The organism is Acetonema longum DSM 6540 (genome assembly GCF_000219125.1).
Classification (GTDB): Bacteria; Bacillota; Negativicutes; order Sporomusales; family Acetonemataceae; genus Acetonema; species Acetonema longum.
The window spans coordinates 1-17,299 of sequence record NZ_AFGF01000121.1 but is presented as its reverse complement, the minus strand read 5'-3'; the positions used below and the strand labels follow the sequence as shown (position 1 = coordinate 17,299).

Here is a 17,299-nt window from a genome sequence, read left to right as displayed (position 1 = left end):
AATGAATTATACCATTTGCTGGACAAGGTCTGCAAGCATTGCCGCAATAAAATTCAGAGGCTTTTAAGCCAGACGGCGAAATTGAAGATCGCCTGCTCTATCACTGGTTTCAATGGACAGGACCATTCCCAGATATATTCCGCACCGGCGCGCATCTGTTTTTCGCACCAGCGAATGCCGCGTTCCAAGCCAGGCAGCCAATCAGAACTATCCAATGTTACTTTTGTGGGTATGAATATCCGATAGCCGCCGGCATCTACAATCAAATAAGAGTCCTGCTGGGTTAATCTCGCCATCTGATAAGAAACATGCACATCATAGTAATTGCCCAGCAGCCAGGCCGCATACCTCCCCATCACATCCCGTTCCACACGGCAGACTCTGACCGATTCCTGCCAATGGGTCAGGTTATTGATCTGCATTTCCGTCACAATCAGTCCCAGAATGACCACACAGAAAAAAATCGCTATCCCCCGGCCAAACATATTTAAATCCCGCATGTCCAAACGAACAAACAATAAAAGTCACTCCAATCGTTCTAGGAGTTTGTCCTATCCACAGCCTCGAAACAGGAATCGTTCAAAAAGGTTCAGATGTCAGGTAAGAGAAACGATGCTTGCGTTTCCGTACAGTGAGAATTCATATGACTTTTTACTTATGAAAGATCATCTACTATTACCACTCTCTGAAAAGTCATGAATTCTGATGCGCCTTTTAATGATTCCCTACCGAACGCCGTAATTTTTATTTTCCGCCAGTATATCTGCCAGCACATCCCCTAGCATTGCCATACTGCGCTGGGCTTCCTCCAGGGAAGTTTCGTGGCTCCCGACCTCAAGCAGTAATGCCCTGGGATGAAGATGCTGATTATATCGCCATTCCTGTACCTGGATTCCCCTGGACAATCCGGGAAAGTGCTTGTTCATTTTGTCATTTATGATTTTAGCAAAAGCATGATTTTCTTGCCAATGGGGTTGGACTAGATCTTCTTGTCCACGGGCAACAATGATGCCGATCCGGGCCACATATACCCCATCGATCTGGGCGACGGAATTTTCCCGTTTTTCTGCATCCCGGTGAATGTCAAATACCATTTGGATGCTGGGATTATCCGCCAGCATTTTCTTCAGGGTGTTTTCCGACGGAGTATAGGCTCTCATGAAGCTAGGGTAGTCATGCGCCTTTTTGCTTTGAATCGCCTGTATGCCGTGTGTAGCCAGACGATCAGCCAGAGTCTCGCCTACCGTTACGATGTCGCCCTGCTCCCCGGCTTTAGCGTGAGTGACTCCGGAGGTAGGAATAAATGACTCGGAAGTATGAGTGTGATAGATGGCAACCAGCGGCTTTCCCACCGGACTTGGCCGCTGAGGCTTAAAGTGCACAATGCTGGAACGAGGTATCCTTCCCTTGGAATCGCCGCTATCTTTCAATATATTAAGCAGCGGCAATTCCGCCCGAAACAGAGACCGTATGTCCGATACATCAATACGGGTCAGAAATAAAATACTGCGTCGAAGGGCCTGTTGCCAGGAAAATTGCTCGGTAATTTCCACAGAATGCTTATTGTTTTCCACAGTAGCCGCCAATCCCGGTATGCCGGCAAAAAGCGCCTCCCTCCACTGGGGAATCAGGTCCGTTTGGGGTTTCATCGCCTCCAGGCCAGCCACTGGCACGGCCTTCTGCCGGACAACAGTTTGCAGTCCGAAAAACAGCCCCAAAAGGGTTAAGCACACAAGGCTGAAATACAACAATCTGCGCACAAGCCGGTAAGGCGCTTTTCTGAACTGCCATCTCCTAATTGCCATTACTGCCTCCTGCCAGCCATCCGGAGGGATGACCTCCTTTTTGGTTACACATACAATGTATATGCCAGGCAGTATGAGGGTATGACCACCAAGGAAGGGCTGTTAAAAAAGCTTGGTTGTGAGATTGCCGGAAGGGTTACCCCGGGTATCCGAGAATGATCTGTGGCTTGTTATTTTTATCCAGCCACCGCAGCAGTTTCATCATGTCAGCTTCCGCCATCGCCACGCATCCTGCTGTGGGGGACGAAGGATCCCGCCACAAGTGAATAAAAATGGCGCTGCCTTTGCCGGCAATTACAGGGCGCGTATTATATTCGATAACGATACCATATCGATAGAGATGATCCTCCCGCAGCATTTTTTCAAAGGATTGGGCGGCAGGCGCGCCGCTTACCCAGGTATTGTACTGGGGAGAGACGCTGTCATCCACCCAGTAGTCCTGCGCGGTGCTCTGCCGGTAATCCAGTCCGGTATCAGCGGCGGCAGAGTAGCCGAAGGCAATACCTAACGGGAAAATGCCGATCGGAGTTTTCCCGTCTCCTTCTATCTTTTGTTCTAAGGGCGTGAATCCGTTGCGGCCAATTGTCACCGGGACCGAAGCGCCGGAAAATGCCAGAACCCAGTCAGCATCTTTTTTTTCGTAGGCGGCTAAAACAGCGCGATAGTCGGCCGGGTCTTGATTATAAACTACAAGCACCTGTCTGGAATCCGTATCTTTCATTAGCACCATGCCGCACCTCACAATAAACATTTTTTGTTCCTATTCTGTGCGGCGACGGCCTTTCCTGCTCTAGGAGACCGTTGAAAAAAGGCTCATCTGCGTCACTTCAGCCTCCTGCGGGCGCACGCCGTACCCTGCGAACGTACTGTCTGCGCGCGCGTCCTCGTCGCGCCTAGCATCTGAACCTTTTTGAACGGTCTCAGATTCGAGACTGCAGATGAGTTTTGCAACAGCCTCCTAGTGCAGGTACATATGGATATTCTCATAGTCTATGTTAGGATGCAGCGCTTGATTGATTCCTCCGGCGACTACATCGGCGACATCATCGATCATCCGGTCTACTTCTTTCGGAGTGACCATCAGATCACCTAGCGTCTCGGGCAGTACCTGATTGATAATTGTTCTCCTATCCACATCAGAAATATTCTGCAAGGACTTAAAATATTTTGAGAACGGAGAGTATTTCTGCAGAGTGTCAAGGGTATCCATAGCAATCGTGGAAGCATGGACCACGGTGGGAACACCCACAGCAATAACCGGTACGCCAAGAGATTTTTGGGTGAGGCCGAACCGTTTGCTGCCAATACCGGAACCGGGATGAATGCCGGTGTTAGCGATCTGTACCGTAGTTACCACCCGATGGGTGGATGCTGCGGCTAAAGCATCAATAGCAATGACCAGACTCGGCTGAACCTGCGATACAATGCCATGAACGATTTCGGCAGTCTCCATGCCTGTTATGCCAAGTACACCGGGAGAAATGGCGCATACCGCCCGGACTCCGTCTTGTAATTCAGGCGAAATCATACTTTTCAAATGACGGGTAACAACTACCTTTTTTACAGCCCGGGGTCCTAAAGCATCCGGCGTTACATTCCAGTTGCCCAGACCAACTACCAGAATGGTGGAATGTCGCGGTAGATCAATGATCTGTCCGAACTCCTGCGCGACAGCATGCATCATCTTTTCTTCCAGCAGCGCATTTTTGTATCGCATCCCCGGTGATTCAATCGTGACATATTTGCCCCGTTCCTTGCCCATCATTCGCTCGGCTTCCGGCGTGGAAATCTCCACCCGCGTAATGGTCAATTCCTCATCTTTCAGAGTTTCGACCCGCACACCGGGGACATCTTCCTTAACCCGCCGTGTCAGCATTTCCCGTGCCTCTACTGCCAAGTCGGTTCGCGGCGTCATATCATACTGCTCCATATTGTCACTTCACTCCCATTATTAAAGCTACTACTCATTCTAACCTTCCAGAAGATTTCCTATGCAAATGCAAACAGGAAAAATAAAAGAAGTTCCCGATGGAGAACTTCTTTATTCGTTCTATTCATATTGCTTGGCAGACGTAAGCACATCAATAAATGAGTAGCCGCCCGGGAGGGGCAAGGCCAAATCGGTCACCATGACTCCATTCAGGGTTTTACGTTCGGCGGAACCGCGGCTGCCTGTGGCGGAGAAATTGCCGGAACCCGAAACATCATGAATAATATAATGCCGGCCGTTATATTCCCCTAGATACAGCATAACATGCCCTTCCTTGAACAATACCGCGCCAGCAGCCATTTTCCCCAACGCAGCGTAACGAGCCGTTGCCGGCTGCCCGGATCCGAACACCAGGGTGCGTCCTGGTGCCGTTTCCTGCTCATCGGCATTGCGCGGCAACATGATCCCAAAGCTGCGGAAAATGTCTGTCACAAAGGCGGAACAATCTCGTGCGCCAAACATGCCCCCCCAGCCATACCGTTCCCCCTGCATTTTAAAGGCCTGCCTGATAATATTGGCCCTGGTATAAGGCAAATACCCTTCTGAAACATCACTGTAGATAGGAATCAGCGCCAGGTGAAACTGAAGTTCACGGTTTGCTCCCTGAACCGGAATCCGTACCACATAATTGCCGGCAGGCGATTGATGATCAACCAGCTCTGGAATTTGCGACGCATCAGCCAGCGCCAGTCTCGTTCCCATACCCAATTCCAGTCTGGATACAGCCGGAGAATAAGGGTTGTACCCCAGTTGCATTTTATTACCGGTTATTACTAGAAATTGTTTGGACCGAATATAGGCAGCCCATTTTTGTTTATCCTTTGTCACAGCCAGATCGTTCGCTTTCACCCAGCCCCGATAATTACCCGTCTGCACGAAATACCAACGGTCATCGCTGCTTCCATGCAATATCAGAAGCGGTTCTGCCGCCAGGACAGCCGTCTCCTGAAACCGGTCGAACTCCGTGTCCTTGGGCGTCTTGGTCACAATCTCGGCGGTGGGAAATGCCCGCAGATCTGTCCTGCGAACAGCAAAAGCATAGTGCACAGGATTTGTCGCCGCAATTTGGCCAGCATTCATGATTCGGTTAAGTTCCGCATAAAAACTGCTCTGAATCAATTGCCCCCGCAGATATCTGTTCTCATGGGGAAAAGGCCTTTCATTTAACAGCGCCTGTAACTCGCTATGGGACAAAACAGCGGGATAGTCCAATACATTATATACTGTCCTGGGTAAGTCCCTGATAACCGACTGATTATAGGCTGCAATTTGCTGATTGCTCAATATCACTTTATCAGGCTGAGCCAGCTTAACAATCCAAAAGTAGGCCGTCTGCATCGCCGCATGAACGGTGGGAAACGGACTTTGCGGCAAAGCAGCGGCTGTCGGCAAAAATGCCGTAATGCACAGACTGGCCAGCGTAAATAAAATCAGTACCCGTCGCATTGTTTAAACGACCCGCCTCGCTCCCAGGTAACGGGGTTTCCAGTAGGACTCATCCAAGCGGCTGATCATAACGCCTTTACTGGAAGAGGCATGAATAAACTGGTCCTTGCCGATATAAATCCCGTTATGGGAAGCTCCCGGTGCATATGTAGTAAAAAACACCAGATCTCCCGGGATTAACTGCTGGCGCCGTATGGCTTTGCCGGTCCTATACTGTACATCTGCCGTCCGCGGCAATTGTGCGCCGTGTTTGGCAAAGACAAATTGAACATATCCTGAACAATCAAACCCTCGCGGGGTTACCCCGCCAAATTTATAGGGCACGCCAATATATTGTTTGGCGGTTTGAATCAAGCCGCCGGTTTTCTTAGAAACCGCCTGTTTAGGCGGCGCTTCTCTGGCAGACGCAAGTCCAGGTCCCTTCTTTGGGATAGCCTCAGCAGCGGATTTTCCCAAGACTTTTGCTTTCCTGTCAGGAACTCTCTTTCTGGCCGCGAATAAGGCTTTATGGGTTCTGGAATCAACCATCCCGGTTATTTTTAACCGGTGAGCTTTTTGAAAACCTTCCACTGCCTCAGTGGTTTTAGCGGAAAAAACTCCGTCCGGCTTGCCGTGGAAATATCCTATCTCCTGCAATTTTTTCTGAATGTTAAGTACTTCCACACCTTTATCGCCCTGCTTATAGGTGTATTCCGCTGCCTGAGCAAAGGAACAGCTCGTGATTACCAGAAAAATAACCGCAATGCGTAGGAATCCCAGCATAAAATCCACCCTTCCCGATGAATCAGCTTCACCGACAATTTTTATCATTATTATAGTTTTTATTCCTCTCGGATTCGTTTTTTCCTGCCGTCAGTGCAGCGTAATTGTTCCCATTTTCTACAGCTTCAAGGATAGAATTTCAAAGAGCGGGTACTTGCTTTTTTCTTGGCGCCATGCTAGAATATTTTAGGTAAATGATTGTATTAGGAGGTGAAGCATTTGCCAAACATTAAATCATCGGAACGCAGCGTAATTACCGATGCTCTTCGTCGTTCCCGCAACACTTCCACCAAATCGGAAGTACGTACAGTAGTCCGCAAAACCGCAGAATCTGTACAGGGCGGCAACAAAGCTACGGCTGAGAACCTTCTTGTGGCTGCTTACAAAACCATTGACAAAGCTGTAGCCAAGGGCGTTATCCATAAAAATGCCGCAGCGCGCAAAAAATCCCGTTTAGCCAAAAAAATTAACGCACTGTAAAAACAAGGCTTCCTTCCTAACCAATAGGATTGAAGCCTTGTTTTTTCATCTACCCGCACATATTGATAAACAGCGTTTCTACCGCCGCTATGCCGGCGGTTCCGTTTTTTAGGCCCCTGTCGATTTCTGCCAAGTCGACTAAAGCCTGGCGCAAAGTGGTCCTGGAAAACCCTTTGGCCTGGTTAATTATTTTTTCGGCGATAAAGGGCGGTACACCCAGTTTCTCCCCGATGTCCCGGCTATACCCTCCCACCGCCTGCAGGTCTTTGGCATATAATAGATGGCGGAGCTGGCGAGCCAGCAGGGCGACAATACGCAACAGATTTTCCCCCGCATTCACCTGCACGGCCAAAAGCTGCAGGGCTTCCTTCACCCGTTTTTGACTTAAGGCTTCAATCATGCTGAAAATAGACACTTCCGGACTAGCGGATAAGACCGACTGGAGATGGCGCGGAGTAATCTTGGCTTCTTGTCCGGCATATAACAAGAGCTTATCAATCTCATTGTCGAGAAACCCCAAAGATATTTGCGGCATCAGAGATAAGGCGGTCATCATCTCTTCCATAGCGGCAGATGAGAAAACTTTGCCGCTGCCGCTCATTTTCTCATCAATCCAGACTCGTGCCTCCTTCGGTTTTAACGGCGCTGCCTCGCAAACCACGCCCACCTTCTCAAGGACCTTATACAGCTTCCGGCGCTTGTCCACTTTGTCGCCGGCAGAAAAAACAATGTGGCTGAAATCAGGCATATTCAACAGACACCGGATTATTTTTTCGTCCGGGTCCCGCCCCGGATTATCGGAGATTTCCTCATTTGATTTATTGCTCGCCCGGAACAGCCGGGTGTCCCGGATTAAAATTAAATTTTTAGACCCGAAAAAAGGCGGAGTATCGATACGGTTGACCAATTCTGTTGCGACTGGGTCCTGATCATAGATAAACAGGGAACTCTCCCGGTCTTCTTCCGCTAACAGATGGCGTACCGCCGCTTGCTCAATTTGTCTTATGAGAAAAGGTTCTTCCCCATATAAGAGATAAACCGGAGCGATCTCGCCGCGCTCCATATCTTGCAATACCTGATGATAATTCATAGTTGCCTCACTTTACATACGTATCAAAGCCTATGTCCTGTCCGTCAGAGGTGACGGAAAAGACAACCGCTCCCTGCAAATCCGTGCGCAACACGGTAGAGCCAGCGTCCGCCAGGCGGATGAGAGTCTCCTTGTGGGGATGCCCGAAACGATTTTGAAACCCGGCGGATATGACCGCATACTCTGGCCCTACCTGTTGAAGAAAAGAAAGAGTGGTCGATGTTCTAGAGCCGTGATGCCCTGCCTTCAAAACCGTATTCTGCCGGATAAGACCTTGCGTTACCAAATTTATTTCGCCCTTGCCGTCTAAATCCCCTGTAAACAAAAAATTATAATCGCCGTAACCAACCTCTATAACGATAGAACTTTCATTCGCCGTTTGCTGGCCGGCAAAATTGGGCATAGCATCAATCACCCGAATGGTTATGCCGTCAAGGTCGATCTGCTGCCCCCGATAGGCCGGAATAACCCGGCCTCCACCGGATTTTTGCAACAGAGCTTTAATTGGCGGGGAATAAGCTTCTCTTGCCAGGATGATATTCTTCACCGGAATACCGGCGGCGATGGCTGCGGCACCTCCGGCATGGTCGGCGTGGCCATGAGTCAGGATAAGGTACTCCAGAGAAGTCACGCCATAATGCCGCAAGTAAGGCATGACAACATATTCGCCGGTATCGAAACCGCTGTCTTCTCCTCCGCCGCCGGCATCAATTAATATATTACGACTGTGGGCCGTCGTAATCAAGGCAGCATCGCCCTGACCAACATCAATGTAATGAACCCGGACCGGGTGCGGCAAATTAAGATAAATCACTGCGGCTACCACGAGCAAAAGAACTGCCGCCCCGGCCAGTCGGGGGAATCTTCTATACACTATCCAGGGACGGGTAATTCCCTTCGGATAACCATAAATCCAACCCAGAATGCAATAATATAAGGCGCTGCCATAGAGGCCAAAAGGAGGGATTGGCCATAAGTTGCCCGGCATTGCCGCCAACCAGGCAGCCATCTGATTGGCCAGGCCAACCGCCAAACTGGCCAGGACGAATAATGTCTGGCTTAGCCATGGCAGAATCAGGCTGACCACACTCCCCACCAGGGCTAAAATCAGCACCGCTTCAATGACGGGTACAATGATCATATTGGCTGCTATAGAACTGGCGGGGAGCTGGCTGAAATACCAGGCTAAAAACGGCAGAGACCCCAGTTGGGCCGCAACCGTAACCCCCAATGCAGCCGCCGCTATTCCCGGCAAAAAACGGCTGAAAAACTGAACGGTCTGGGGATATAGATAAACCAATCCCGCCGTTGAGGCGAAGGAAAGCTGGAAGCTGATATCATAGATCATCCCGGGCTGATATACCAACATCACCAAAGCCGCCAAACCTAATGCCGAAGACGCATGTTTTTCCCTGCCTGCTGCAAACGCCAGCAAGGCAGCCAGCCCCATGATCACGGATCGCACCACCGGCGGAATCAGTCCTGCCACCAAAGCGTAAGAAAGCACCGCAACCGTTGCCGCCATCGCCGAAACCGGCTCCCTGATTTTTAATCTCCGGCCAAGCCAATGAATAAACCCGATCAACAGAGCAATATGAGAGCCCGACACTGACAGAATATGGATGATGCCGGTAGCGGCATAGTTTTTAATGACTTCCTGAGAAATTCCCTGATAGCCTCCGAATAAAAGTCCCTGGATCACCGCGGCATCCCCGTCCGGCATCACCTTCAACATGGCCTCGGCCACAGAACCGCGTATGGCAGCCACCGTCCGCAGATATGCCCCTGTTTCTCCCCCTGGCAGAATCCGTACCCCGCCGTTCGGAGCAATCCGTGCCTTAACGCCCTGACGCTTCCAGGCAGCCACCATATCAACCGCCCCCGGATTATTATAGCCATGAAGCGCCCGGACCTTGCCGGTCATTGCGATTCTTTCCCCCGGCAGGGCAACCGCTTCTTTCGGCTGCTGTCGGACAGTGACCAGAACTTCTCCACTTACGGCTCGAAGTCGGCCATTCTGTTTGATTTGTTCCAGCCTCACCCGATAGCCGATTTTTACGGTTTGCTCATCCAAAGGCAGCCGGCGGGGAATATCGCTGATAATGCCCTCGACATAAACCCGTTCCCCCACCAGACGGCCGATATCGGTCAGGGGTATCATCTCTGCCTGAATGGAGCGAATCATGCCGACCAGCATAAACAATAAGACCAGATAATATTTGACCCGGCCACCGCCGGCGATCCGAAGCTGCCAAACCGTTACTGCCAGCATGAGCAAGGCAGCGTTTCCCAAAAACCATAATGACCAGGCATAGAGACCGCTGAGCCATATTCCCAGAATAAAGGCCAGAGCCAAAATCGTGAGATTCATTATATAGTAATTCTGTCTTTTAACTGATTAAATTTAGCGGCGCCCACGCCGGACACCTTCTGGATATCTTCAATCGCTGAAAACATGCCGTTTTCCTGCCGGTATTGGATAATGCGGTCAGCCAGGGCCGGGCCAATGCCCGGCAGTGAGTCTAGCTGATTTTTGTCGGCTGTGTTAATATTGATTTTGTCCCCGGAAACAGCCGTTCCATTACTGCCGCCTGTCGCTGCCGGAGCCCCGGGTCCACTGGGGACATAACTTCCCGGCACCTGAATGTGCATGCCGTCTTTTACTTTCTGGGCCAAATTCACTCTGGAGACATCAGCGCCGATCGCCAAACCTCCCGCCGCATTGACGGCGTCAATCACCCGGGAGTTTTCGGCGATCCGCATGACTCCCGGTTTGACCACAAAACCTGATACATAGACCACCGGATCTGCATCAGGCATCTTGGCTATTGCCAGCGGGCTCTCCGTAGCTATGGAGGCTTGATGCGGCAAGGTTGACTGCTGCCAGTAGGAATAGCTGCTCCCCAGCAGTATCACTGCCGCAACGACAATGACCAGCAAATATTTTCGCCGCCGCTCATCCATTTTGCATCCTCCGTTTTTAATTCCATAATCATATTAATTTTACTGAAAATGTTAAAATCCTCCCAAACTTCAACATTTTCTTATGCCAATTAAAATCCCGGGATCATCTCCCGGGATTTTTACTCTCTACGGTTATTTCACCACGATATTGACTAATTTCTGCGGTACTGAAATGATCTTAACCACTTGTTTGCCTTCCAGCATCAACTTAACCTTGTCTTGCTCCAGTGCCAATTTCTCCAGTGCGTCCCCGTTGCAGCCAGAAGGTACAATGATCTTGTCTCTGACTTTCCCGTTGATTTGCAGCACAATTTCAACCTCATCCACCTGCATGGCATCCGGGTCACAGACAGGCCACCTCTGCTTATGCACGCTGCCCTTACCTATGACTTCGTGCCAAAGCTCTTCGGTAATATGCGGCGCAAAGGGGGACAACAGCCGTAACAGAGCGCTGGCAGTCTCCCTCAACAGGCTGGGATTAGGCTTACTGACCTGTTCCCTTACCAAGTACATGGCATTCACCAGTTCCATGATCGAACTGATCGCTGTGTTAAAGTTAAACCGTTCGCCAATATCCGAAGTCACCTTTTTAATGGTAACATGGAGGATCCGTCTCAAATCCCGCTCTTCTTTGCTTAAATCAGCCGGCGAGTAGGTAGGAGAGGCTGTTTTAAGCAGTGATTGATATTGTCCCAGAATGCGCCATAAGCGTCCCAGGAAACGATATGCCCCTTCCACTCCCTGGTCACTCCAGTCCAGATCCCGCTCAGGCGGGGCGGCAAACAGGATAAACAGACGGGCTGTATCGGCACCATACTTTTGAATAATTTCCTCGGGGGAAACCACGTTGCCCAGGGATTTGGACATTTTGGCCCCGTCTTTGATGACCATGCCCTGAGTGAGCAAGTTTTTGAAAGGTTCGTTAGCCTCGATCAACCCCGCGTCTTTCAACACTTTGGTGAAGAAGCGGGAGTATAACAAGTGCAAAATTGCATGCTCAATACCGCCGATATACTGATCCACCGGCATCCAGTAATTGACCGCTTCGGCATCCAAGGGTGCGGTAGTGCTGCCGGGGCTGGTATAGCGGTAATAATACCAGGAGGAACAGATAAAGGTATCCATGGTGTCGGTTTCCCGTTTAGCGTCATTGCCGCAATGCGGGCACTTGCAGTTTACAAAGTCTGCGACCTGGGCCAAAGGAGATACCGAGCCGGTATCAAACCGGACATTTTCCGGCAGCCTGACCGGTAAATCTTTTTCCGGCACAGGCACTGCGCCGCATTCAGGGCAATACACAATAGGAATGGGTGCTCCCCAGTAACGCTGGCGGGAAATAAGCCAATCCCGCAGCCGGTAGTTTACCCGCACCTTGCCGATTTTTTGGCGTTCAAACCATTCGGCAACCGCTTTTTTTCCTGCTTCGTTGTCCATACCGGTAAAATCGCCTGAATCCACCATTTTACCCGGTCCGTCATAGGCTGCGGCCATGGAATCCAACGCAAGGGGATTACCTTCCGGTTGAATCACGATGCGTTTGGGCAAACCGTATTTAGAAGCAAACTGCCAGTCACGCTCGTCATGAGCCGGGACCCCCATCACAGCGCCGGTGCCGTATTCATACAGCACATAATTGGCCACCCAAATAGGGACCTTGGCTCCGGTAAAGGGATGGACCGCATAAGCGCCGGTAAACATGCCTTCTTTTTCGGTATCGGTAGAGGTTCGGTTAATCTCGCTTAAATTCCGGACCTTTTCCACAAAATCACGGACAGCCGTGGCAGCAGACTTGCCGGCAATCAATTTTTCCACCAAAGGATGCTCCGGCGCCAAAACGATGTAAGTAACGCCAAAGACCGTATCCTGCCTGGTGGTATAGACGGCAATGCGTTCCCTGATTTCCGGAACTTCAAAAGAAAACTCAGCCCCCACACTGCGACCGATCCAGTTTTCCTGCATAATTTTTACCCGGTCCGGCCAGCCGGGCAATTCATTCAAATCTTCCAGCAGACGATCGGCATAATCGGTAATTTTTAAAAACCATTGTTCCAGTTCCTTCTTGACTACGACAGAATCACAGCGCCAGCAATGACCGTCAATGACCTGTTCATTGGCCAAAACAGTGTTGCAGTCATGGCACCAGTTTACCGCAGCCTTCTTTTTATAGGCTAAGCCACGTTTGAAAAACAATAAAAACAGCCATTGGGTCCAGCGGTAATAGTCCGGATGGCAGGTAGCGACCTCCCGGTCCCAGTCGTAGGACAGTCCCAGTTCCTGCTGCTGGCGCCGCATGTTGGCGATATTGTCCCAGGTCCATTTGGCCGGATGGATACCGTTTTTGATAGCTGCATTTTCCGCCGGCATTCCAAAGGCATCCCATCCCATAGGATGGAGCACGTTAAAGCCCTGCATGGCTTTAAACCGGGCTACCACATCGCCAATGGAGTAATTGCGGACATGGCCCATATGCAAGTTTCCCGAAGGGTATGGAAACATTTCCAAAACGTAATATTTCGGACGTTCTTTGTCCATTTGGGTCGCAAAAGACCGGTCCTGGCTCCATTGTTTCTGCCATTTTTTCTCTAAATCATGGGGCAGGTATTTCTCGTTCATATACATCCTCCTGCATTAAAGTGTACGATTTTTTCTAACAACATGAAAAGTCCCCGGCATTCAATGCCAGGGACGATTTGCACGCGGTACCACCCTGCTTGACGGGGAAAAACCCGGTCCTCTCTCACCAGTAACGCCGGTCAGCGTCAGTTGTTTTCGCAACTGCTCCTCCGCAGCGAGTTCGGCCGTGTTTCGTATTGGCTTGCATCAACCGCCAACTTTCTGAAAACCGACAGGGCGTACTACTCTGCTTCTATGGATTTGCAAATTTTATTATAAAGCACCCAGTTTGAAAAGTCAACGTTTGCCAGAAGAATTCAAATCTTTGCCGTTCTTGTTCTATCTGAGCATGACCAGCATAAATATCTGGTAAGCAGACTCAGGAGGTGCGTTATGTATAAGTTAATTATTGGAAATATTAGAATCAGTGTACTCAATGACCAGCTGGAGCGGCAGCAGGCTATTCATGCAGCCAATGAGGCAATTAACACCGCCAAGCGTAACGGAAAGCTTCTCAGCCATATCGAAATAGATGCAGATGAAACCGGGTGTGTGGACGTAAAAATTACCGAGAAAGCCAATCTGCGCAGTTCAAGGAAAACCATCAGGCAAAGTATGCTGGATGGAATACAAGCTGCGGTTCACGAAAAACTATATCCGGCTGCCAATTCATTTGCGAACTCAGAGATTTGGTTTGACGACGAAACCGGCCAGCAGTGGCATGGTTCCGAAGTCGAAAATGCCCGGGAACAGCTCATGGCTCACTTTGCAGATTGGGTAAAGACCATTTGAGCCGGCAAATCGCGCCTTGCTTTCTTCCTGATTTTTCTATAAGATGGAGATAATCAGACGAATCCCGTATAAACCATGTTCAAGGATCTCAGACCATAGAAAGGAACATTCGATGAAACTCTTTGCAATTGCTGACACTCATTTATCGGGCAACCCGCCGCTAAAGCCCATGGACCAATTCGGCGCACAATGGCGCAGCCATTGGAAAAAAATAAAAGACAGCTGGCTTTCCAAGGTTACAGATCAGGATGCAGTGCTGCTGGCAGGCGACATTTCCTGGGCCATGAGACTGGATGAAGCTTTAACCGACCTGCAGGCAATCGCTTCTCTTCCCGGCCAAAAGATTCTCATCCGGGGCAATCATGACTACTGGTGGCAGACCGTCAGCAAAATGTCCCTGGCGGTAAATCATCAGCTCACTTTTTTACAGAACGGACATGTAGCTCTGGAAGATATCGCTGTATGCGGCAGCCGCGGTTGGACATCGCCTGCTGACCCTATGTTCACGGCAGACGACCTGCCTATTTATCAGCGGGAACTGCACCGGGTCCGTCTTTCTTTGAATTCAGCCAGACAAGCCGGTTTTCGCCGTATTTTGCTGATGCTGCATTATCCGCCGGCATACACTCCCTCACTCACTGGCGGCTTTATGGATCTCATCGCCGAGTATGCCGTAGAAACCTGTATCTTCGGGCATCTTCATGGTGAGGCGGCTCAGTTCGCTCCAACCGGAACTATCAACGGCACTAGGTTTCATCTGGTGGCCTGCGATGCTGTCGGCTTTGAATTAGTTCCTATAAACATTTGACCGTAATATTCCTGTCCGCGGGAGCATTTTTAGCCAGTACATTGGACTGCGGCATACATTAGCAGTCCGATCACCGTTAGTCCAGCCGCAGCATAAGGCAGGGATATATTAGGCTGTCCCTATTCATTCCCCATTATAAAATAAAAAAGCGGGACCTCTTTAGTATAACCTTATACAAGTCATACTAAAGGTCTCGCTAATTGGTATTGCCAACGACAGAATCAGGCTTCCAGCCTGTAGTTAACTCTGTCCCGCAGCCACTCCCTTTAGAATCTATATGAAAAATAAATCACTGTAATGCTCAAGTCCTCATTAAGCCGAGTTCTGTCCCACACCGCACGGCGTGGTAATGATCATCTATCTCGGCCGTCAGTTGCCTGCCGGCTCTAGCGACACACCCGGAAGGCTCAGCGGGCCGCCTCATCCCTTCCCTATTTGGTCTTGCTCCAGGTGGGGTTTACCTAGCCAGCCAGTCACCTGACTGCTGGTGCGCTCTTACCGCACCGTTGCACCCTTACCGGTTCCCCGGCGGTTTTTTTCTGTGGCACTTTCCCTAAGGTCGCCCTCGCTGGACGTTATCCAGCACCCTGCCCTATGGAGCTCGGACTTTCCTCGATGCAGCATGCATCGCGATCATTTTTCAGACTTGAGCATTACAGCAATATAGATTATTATGATAGCACACAGAATTTGATTAGTCAATATATACATAAATCTCGCATAAAATTCTCGTAATTTCTTGCAAAGATAGACAATATGCCGTAATATAAAATATTGTATGATTGTTTTCAAGAGTGGAGGTCAAGCATGTCCGAGCTTCAAAGGCAACTATCTCAAGAAATTCTTCGTCGTCGAACTTTTGCTATCATTTCTCATCCTGACGCCGGTAAAACAACATTAACCGAAAAACTTTTGTTATACGGCGGAGCCATCCGTCTGGCTGGCTCCGTCAAGGCACGAAAAGCGCAAAAGCACGCTATTTCCGACTGGATGGAAATTGAAAAACAGCGGGGTATTTCAGTTACCTCCAGCGTACTGCAATTTGATTATGACGGGTATCGGGTCAACATTTTGGATACTCCCGGCCACCAGGACTTTAGCGAAGACACCTACCGTACGCTAATGGCGGCCGACAGCGCCGTAATGCTGATTGACGTGGCTAAAGGAGTAGAAGAACAGACAAAAAAACTATTTCATGTCTGCAAGCAGCGGGGTATCCCAATTTTTACCTTTGTCAACAAATTAGATCGATTCGGAAAAAATCCTTTTGATCTGATGGAAGAAATCGAAAACGTGTTAGGCATCCGCTCGTATCCCATGAACTGGCCTATTGGAGTGGATGGGAATTACACAGGGGTATATAACCGCAAACTGGCTCAAATTGAGCTTTTTGAAGAAGACAGTGCCCACGGGCAGCGGATTATTCCTTCATCCCAGGGCAGTGTGGACGACCCCGCATTTGCCAAAATGATCGGTGCAGAGACTCATCAAGCGTTATGCGATGATATCGAACTGTTGGATACAGCCGGCGATGCGTTCGATATTCAGAAAGTATTAAGCGGTGAATTGACGCCGATGTTTTTCGGCAGCGCCATGACCAATTTTGGCGTTCGCCCCTTTTTGGAAGAATTCCTGGAATTAGCGCCGTCTCCTTCTCCCAGGGAAACAGAAGACTCTGTTATTAAACCTGATCAGGAAGGGTTTTCGGCTTTTGTCTTTAAGATCCAGGCCAATATGAACCCGGCCCACCGTGATCGGCTGGCGTTTATCCGCATATGCTCCGGGAAATTTACCCGCGGTATGGCAGTGCACCATATGCAGACAAACAAGCCGGTCAAACTCGCTCAACCTCAGCAATTTCTGGCCCAGGAACGCACCATTGTGGAAGAAGCCTATCCAGGAGATATTATCGGCCTGTTCGATCCGGGCATTTTCAGCATCGGTGATACGCTGTGCGAATCCAGCAATCTATTTCGTTTCAAGGCTTTTCCCATATTTCCGCCTGAACAGTTTTCCAAGGTACAGGTCAAGGATACTATGAAACGCAAGCAATTTTTAAAAGGCATTGAGCAACTGGCCCAGGAGGGCGCTGTCCAGTTGTTCCGGCAGCCAGATGTCCCCGGCGAATTTTTCATTGTTGGCACTGTCGGTGCGCTTCAATTTGAGGTGCTGGAATATCGCCTGAAAAATGAATACGGCGTAGATATTCTCATGTATGGCCTTGCGTATGGTCTGGCACGATGGATGCAGGGCAAAGATGTAACATCTAAGCCAATAAAAGGCGTAGATAAGAATGCGATTGTTTTTGACAAGAATGACCTGCCGGTAGCCCTATTTTCAAATGAATGGGCATTACGCTGGGCCGTCGAACAAAATCCTGATATTCAATTTTTCGAATCACCGCAACAGTTGCTGTAATAAACCTAAATAGATATAAAATAAAACCACCCCAAAAGGGTGGTTTTAAATTTGGCTCCTCGAGTAGGACTCGAACCTACAACCACTCGGTTAACAGCCGAGTGCTCTACCATTGAGCTATCGAGGAATAT

At 49.7% G+C, this 17,299-nt stretch carries 14 protein-coding genes, 1 tRNA gene, 1 other RNA gene and 1 other annotated feature; of the genes, 4 read left to right on the top strand and 12 right to left on the bottom strand.

Going from position 1 to position 17,299, the window contains the following annotated elements:
• Window positions 1-53: 53 nt before the first annotated feature.
• The 6 genes from ALO_RS12920 to ALO_RS12895 all read right to left on the bottom strand — a co-directional run bounded on the left by ALO_RS12920 (window position 54) and on the right by ALO_RS12895 (window position 6,003).
• Window positions 54-518, bottom strand: a complete 465-nt coding sequence (locus tag ALO_RS12920) for a hypothetical protein (protein WP_004096652.1) — start codon at window positions 516-518, stop codon at window positions 54-56.
• Window positions 519-725: 207 nt separating this feature from the next.
• Window positions 726-1,805 (bottom strand): stage II sporulation protein P, encoded by a 1,080-nt coding sequence (spoIIP, locus tag ALO_RS12915; RefSeq protein WP_004096651.1) that lies wholly within the window; start codon window positions 1,803-1,805, stop codon window positions 726-728.
• 136 nt (window positions 1,806-1,941) lie between these two features.
• The gene (locus ALO_RS12910) at window positions 1,942-2,556 is read right to left on the bottom strand and encodes a L,D-transpeptidase family protein (protein ID WP_004096649.1); all 615 of its coding nucleotides are present in this window, start codon (window positions 2,554-2,556) and stop codon (window positions 1,942-1,944) included.
• 207 nt (window positions 2,557-2,763) lie between these two features.
• Complete coding sequence (gene gpr, locus ALO_RS12905; RefSeq protein ID WP_004096648.1) at window positions 2,764-3,735, bottom strand: GPR endopeptidase; 972 nt, start codon at window positions 3,733-3,735, stop codon at window positions 2,764-2,766.
• 120 nt (window positions 3,736-3,855) lie between these two features.
• The gene (locus ALO_RS12900; protein WP_004096647.1) at window positions 3,856-5,241 is read right to left on the bottom strand and encodes a C40 family peptidase; all 1,386 of its coding nucleotides are present in this window, start codon (window positions 5,239-5,241) and stop codon (window positions 3,856-3,858) included.
• Window positions 5,242-5,244: 3 nt separating this feature from the next.
• Window positions 5,245-6,003 (bottom strand): C40 family peptidase, encoded by a 759-nt coding sequence (locus tag ALO_RS12895; protein ID WP_040293421.1) that lies wholly within the window; start codon window positions 6,001-6,003, stop codon window positions 5,245-5,247.
• 219 nt (window positions 6,004-6,222) lie between these two features.
• Between ALO_RS12895 and rpsT the strand changes: the two genes are divergently transcribed.
• The gene (gene rpsT, locus ALO_RS12890) at window positions 6,223-6,483 is read left to right on the top strand and encodes a 30S ribosomal protein S20 (RefSeq protein ID WP_004096644.1); all 261 of its coding nucleotides are present in this window, start codon (window positions 6,223-6,225) and stop codon (window positions 6,481-6,483) included.
• A 49-nt stretch (window positions 6,484-6,532) separates the two neighbouring features.
• Here rpsT and holA read toward each other — a convergent pair whose 3' ends face one another.
• From holA to leuS, 4 genes are all read right to left on the bottom strand, one after another.
• Entirely contained in the window at window positions 6,533-7,573 is a 1,041-nt protein-coding gene (holA, locus tag ALO_RS12885; RefSeq protein ID WP_004096641.1) for a DNA polymerase III subunit delta, read from the bottom strand.
• A 7-nt stretch (window positions 7,574-7,580) separates the two neighbouring features.
• A complete protein-coding gene (locus tag ALO_RS12880; protein WP_004096638.1) occupies window positions 7,581-9,944 on the bottom strand; it encodes a DNA internalization-related competence protein ComEC/Rec2 in 2,364 nt (787 codons plus the stop codon).
• Entirely contained in the window at window positions 9,944-10,537 is a 594-nt protein-coding gene (locus ALO_RS12875) for a ComEA family DNA-binding protein (RefSeq protein WP_004096636.1), read from the bottom strand. The genes ALO_RS12880 and ALO_RS12875 overlap by 1 nt, the downstream gene beginning before the upstream one ends.
• A gap of 132 nt (window positions 10,538-10,669) precedes the next feature.
• A complete protein-coding gene (gene leuS / locus ALO_RS12870; protein ID WP_004096634.1) occupies window positions 10,670-13,150 on the bottom strand; it encodes a leucine--tRNA ligase in 2,481 nt (826 codons plus the stop codon).
• 65 nt (window positions 13,151-13,215) lie between these two features.
• Window positions 13,216-13,415: a binding site (T-box leader), on the bottom strand.
• A gap of 128 nt (window positions 13,416-13,543) precedes the next feature.
• Here leuS and ALO_RS12865 point away from each other — a divergent pair.
• Window positions 13,544-13,942 (top strand): hypothetical protein, encoded by a 399-nt coding sequence (locus tag ALO_RS12865; protein ID WP_004096632.1) that lies wholly within the window; start codon window positions 13,544-13,546, stop codon window positions 13,940-13,942.
• A 112-nt stretch (window positions 13,943-14,054) separates the two neighbouring features.
• Window positions 14,055-14,750: a metallophosphoesterase gene (locus ALO_RS12860; RefSeq protein ID WP_004096630.1), complete on the top strand. Its 696-nt coding sequence runs from the start codon at window positions 14,055-14,057 to the stop codon at window positions 14,748-14,750.
• 298 nt (window positions 14,751-15,048) lie between these two features.
• Here the strand turns inward: ALO_RS12860 and rnpB are convergent.
• Window positions 15,049-15,399: RNase P RNA component class A (gene rnpB, locus ALO_RS20955), an RNA gene on the bottom strand.
• 158 nt (window positions 15,400-15,557) lie between these two features.
• Here rnpB and ALO_RS12855 point away from each other — a divergent pair.
• Window positions 15,558-17,168 (top strand): peptide chain release factor 3, encoded by a 1,611-nt coding sequence (locus ALO_RS12855; RefSeq protein ID WP_004096628.1) that lies wholly within the window; start codon window positions 15,558-15,560, stop codon window positions 17,166-17,168.
• Window positions 17,169-17,220: 52 nt separating this feature from the next.
• Here ALO_RS12855 and ALO_RS12850 read toward each other — a convergent pair.
• Window positions 17,221-17,295 (bottom strand) — tRNA-Asn (locus ALO_RS12850).
• Between the last annotated feature and the right edge of the window lie 4 nt (window positions 17,296-17,299).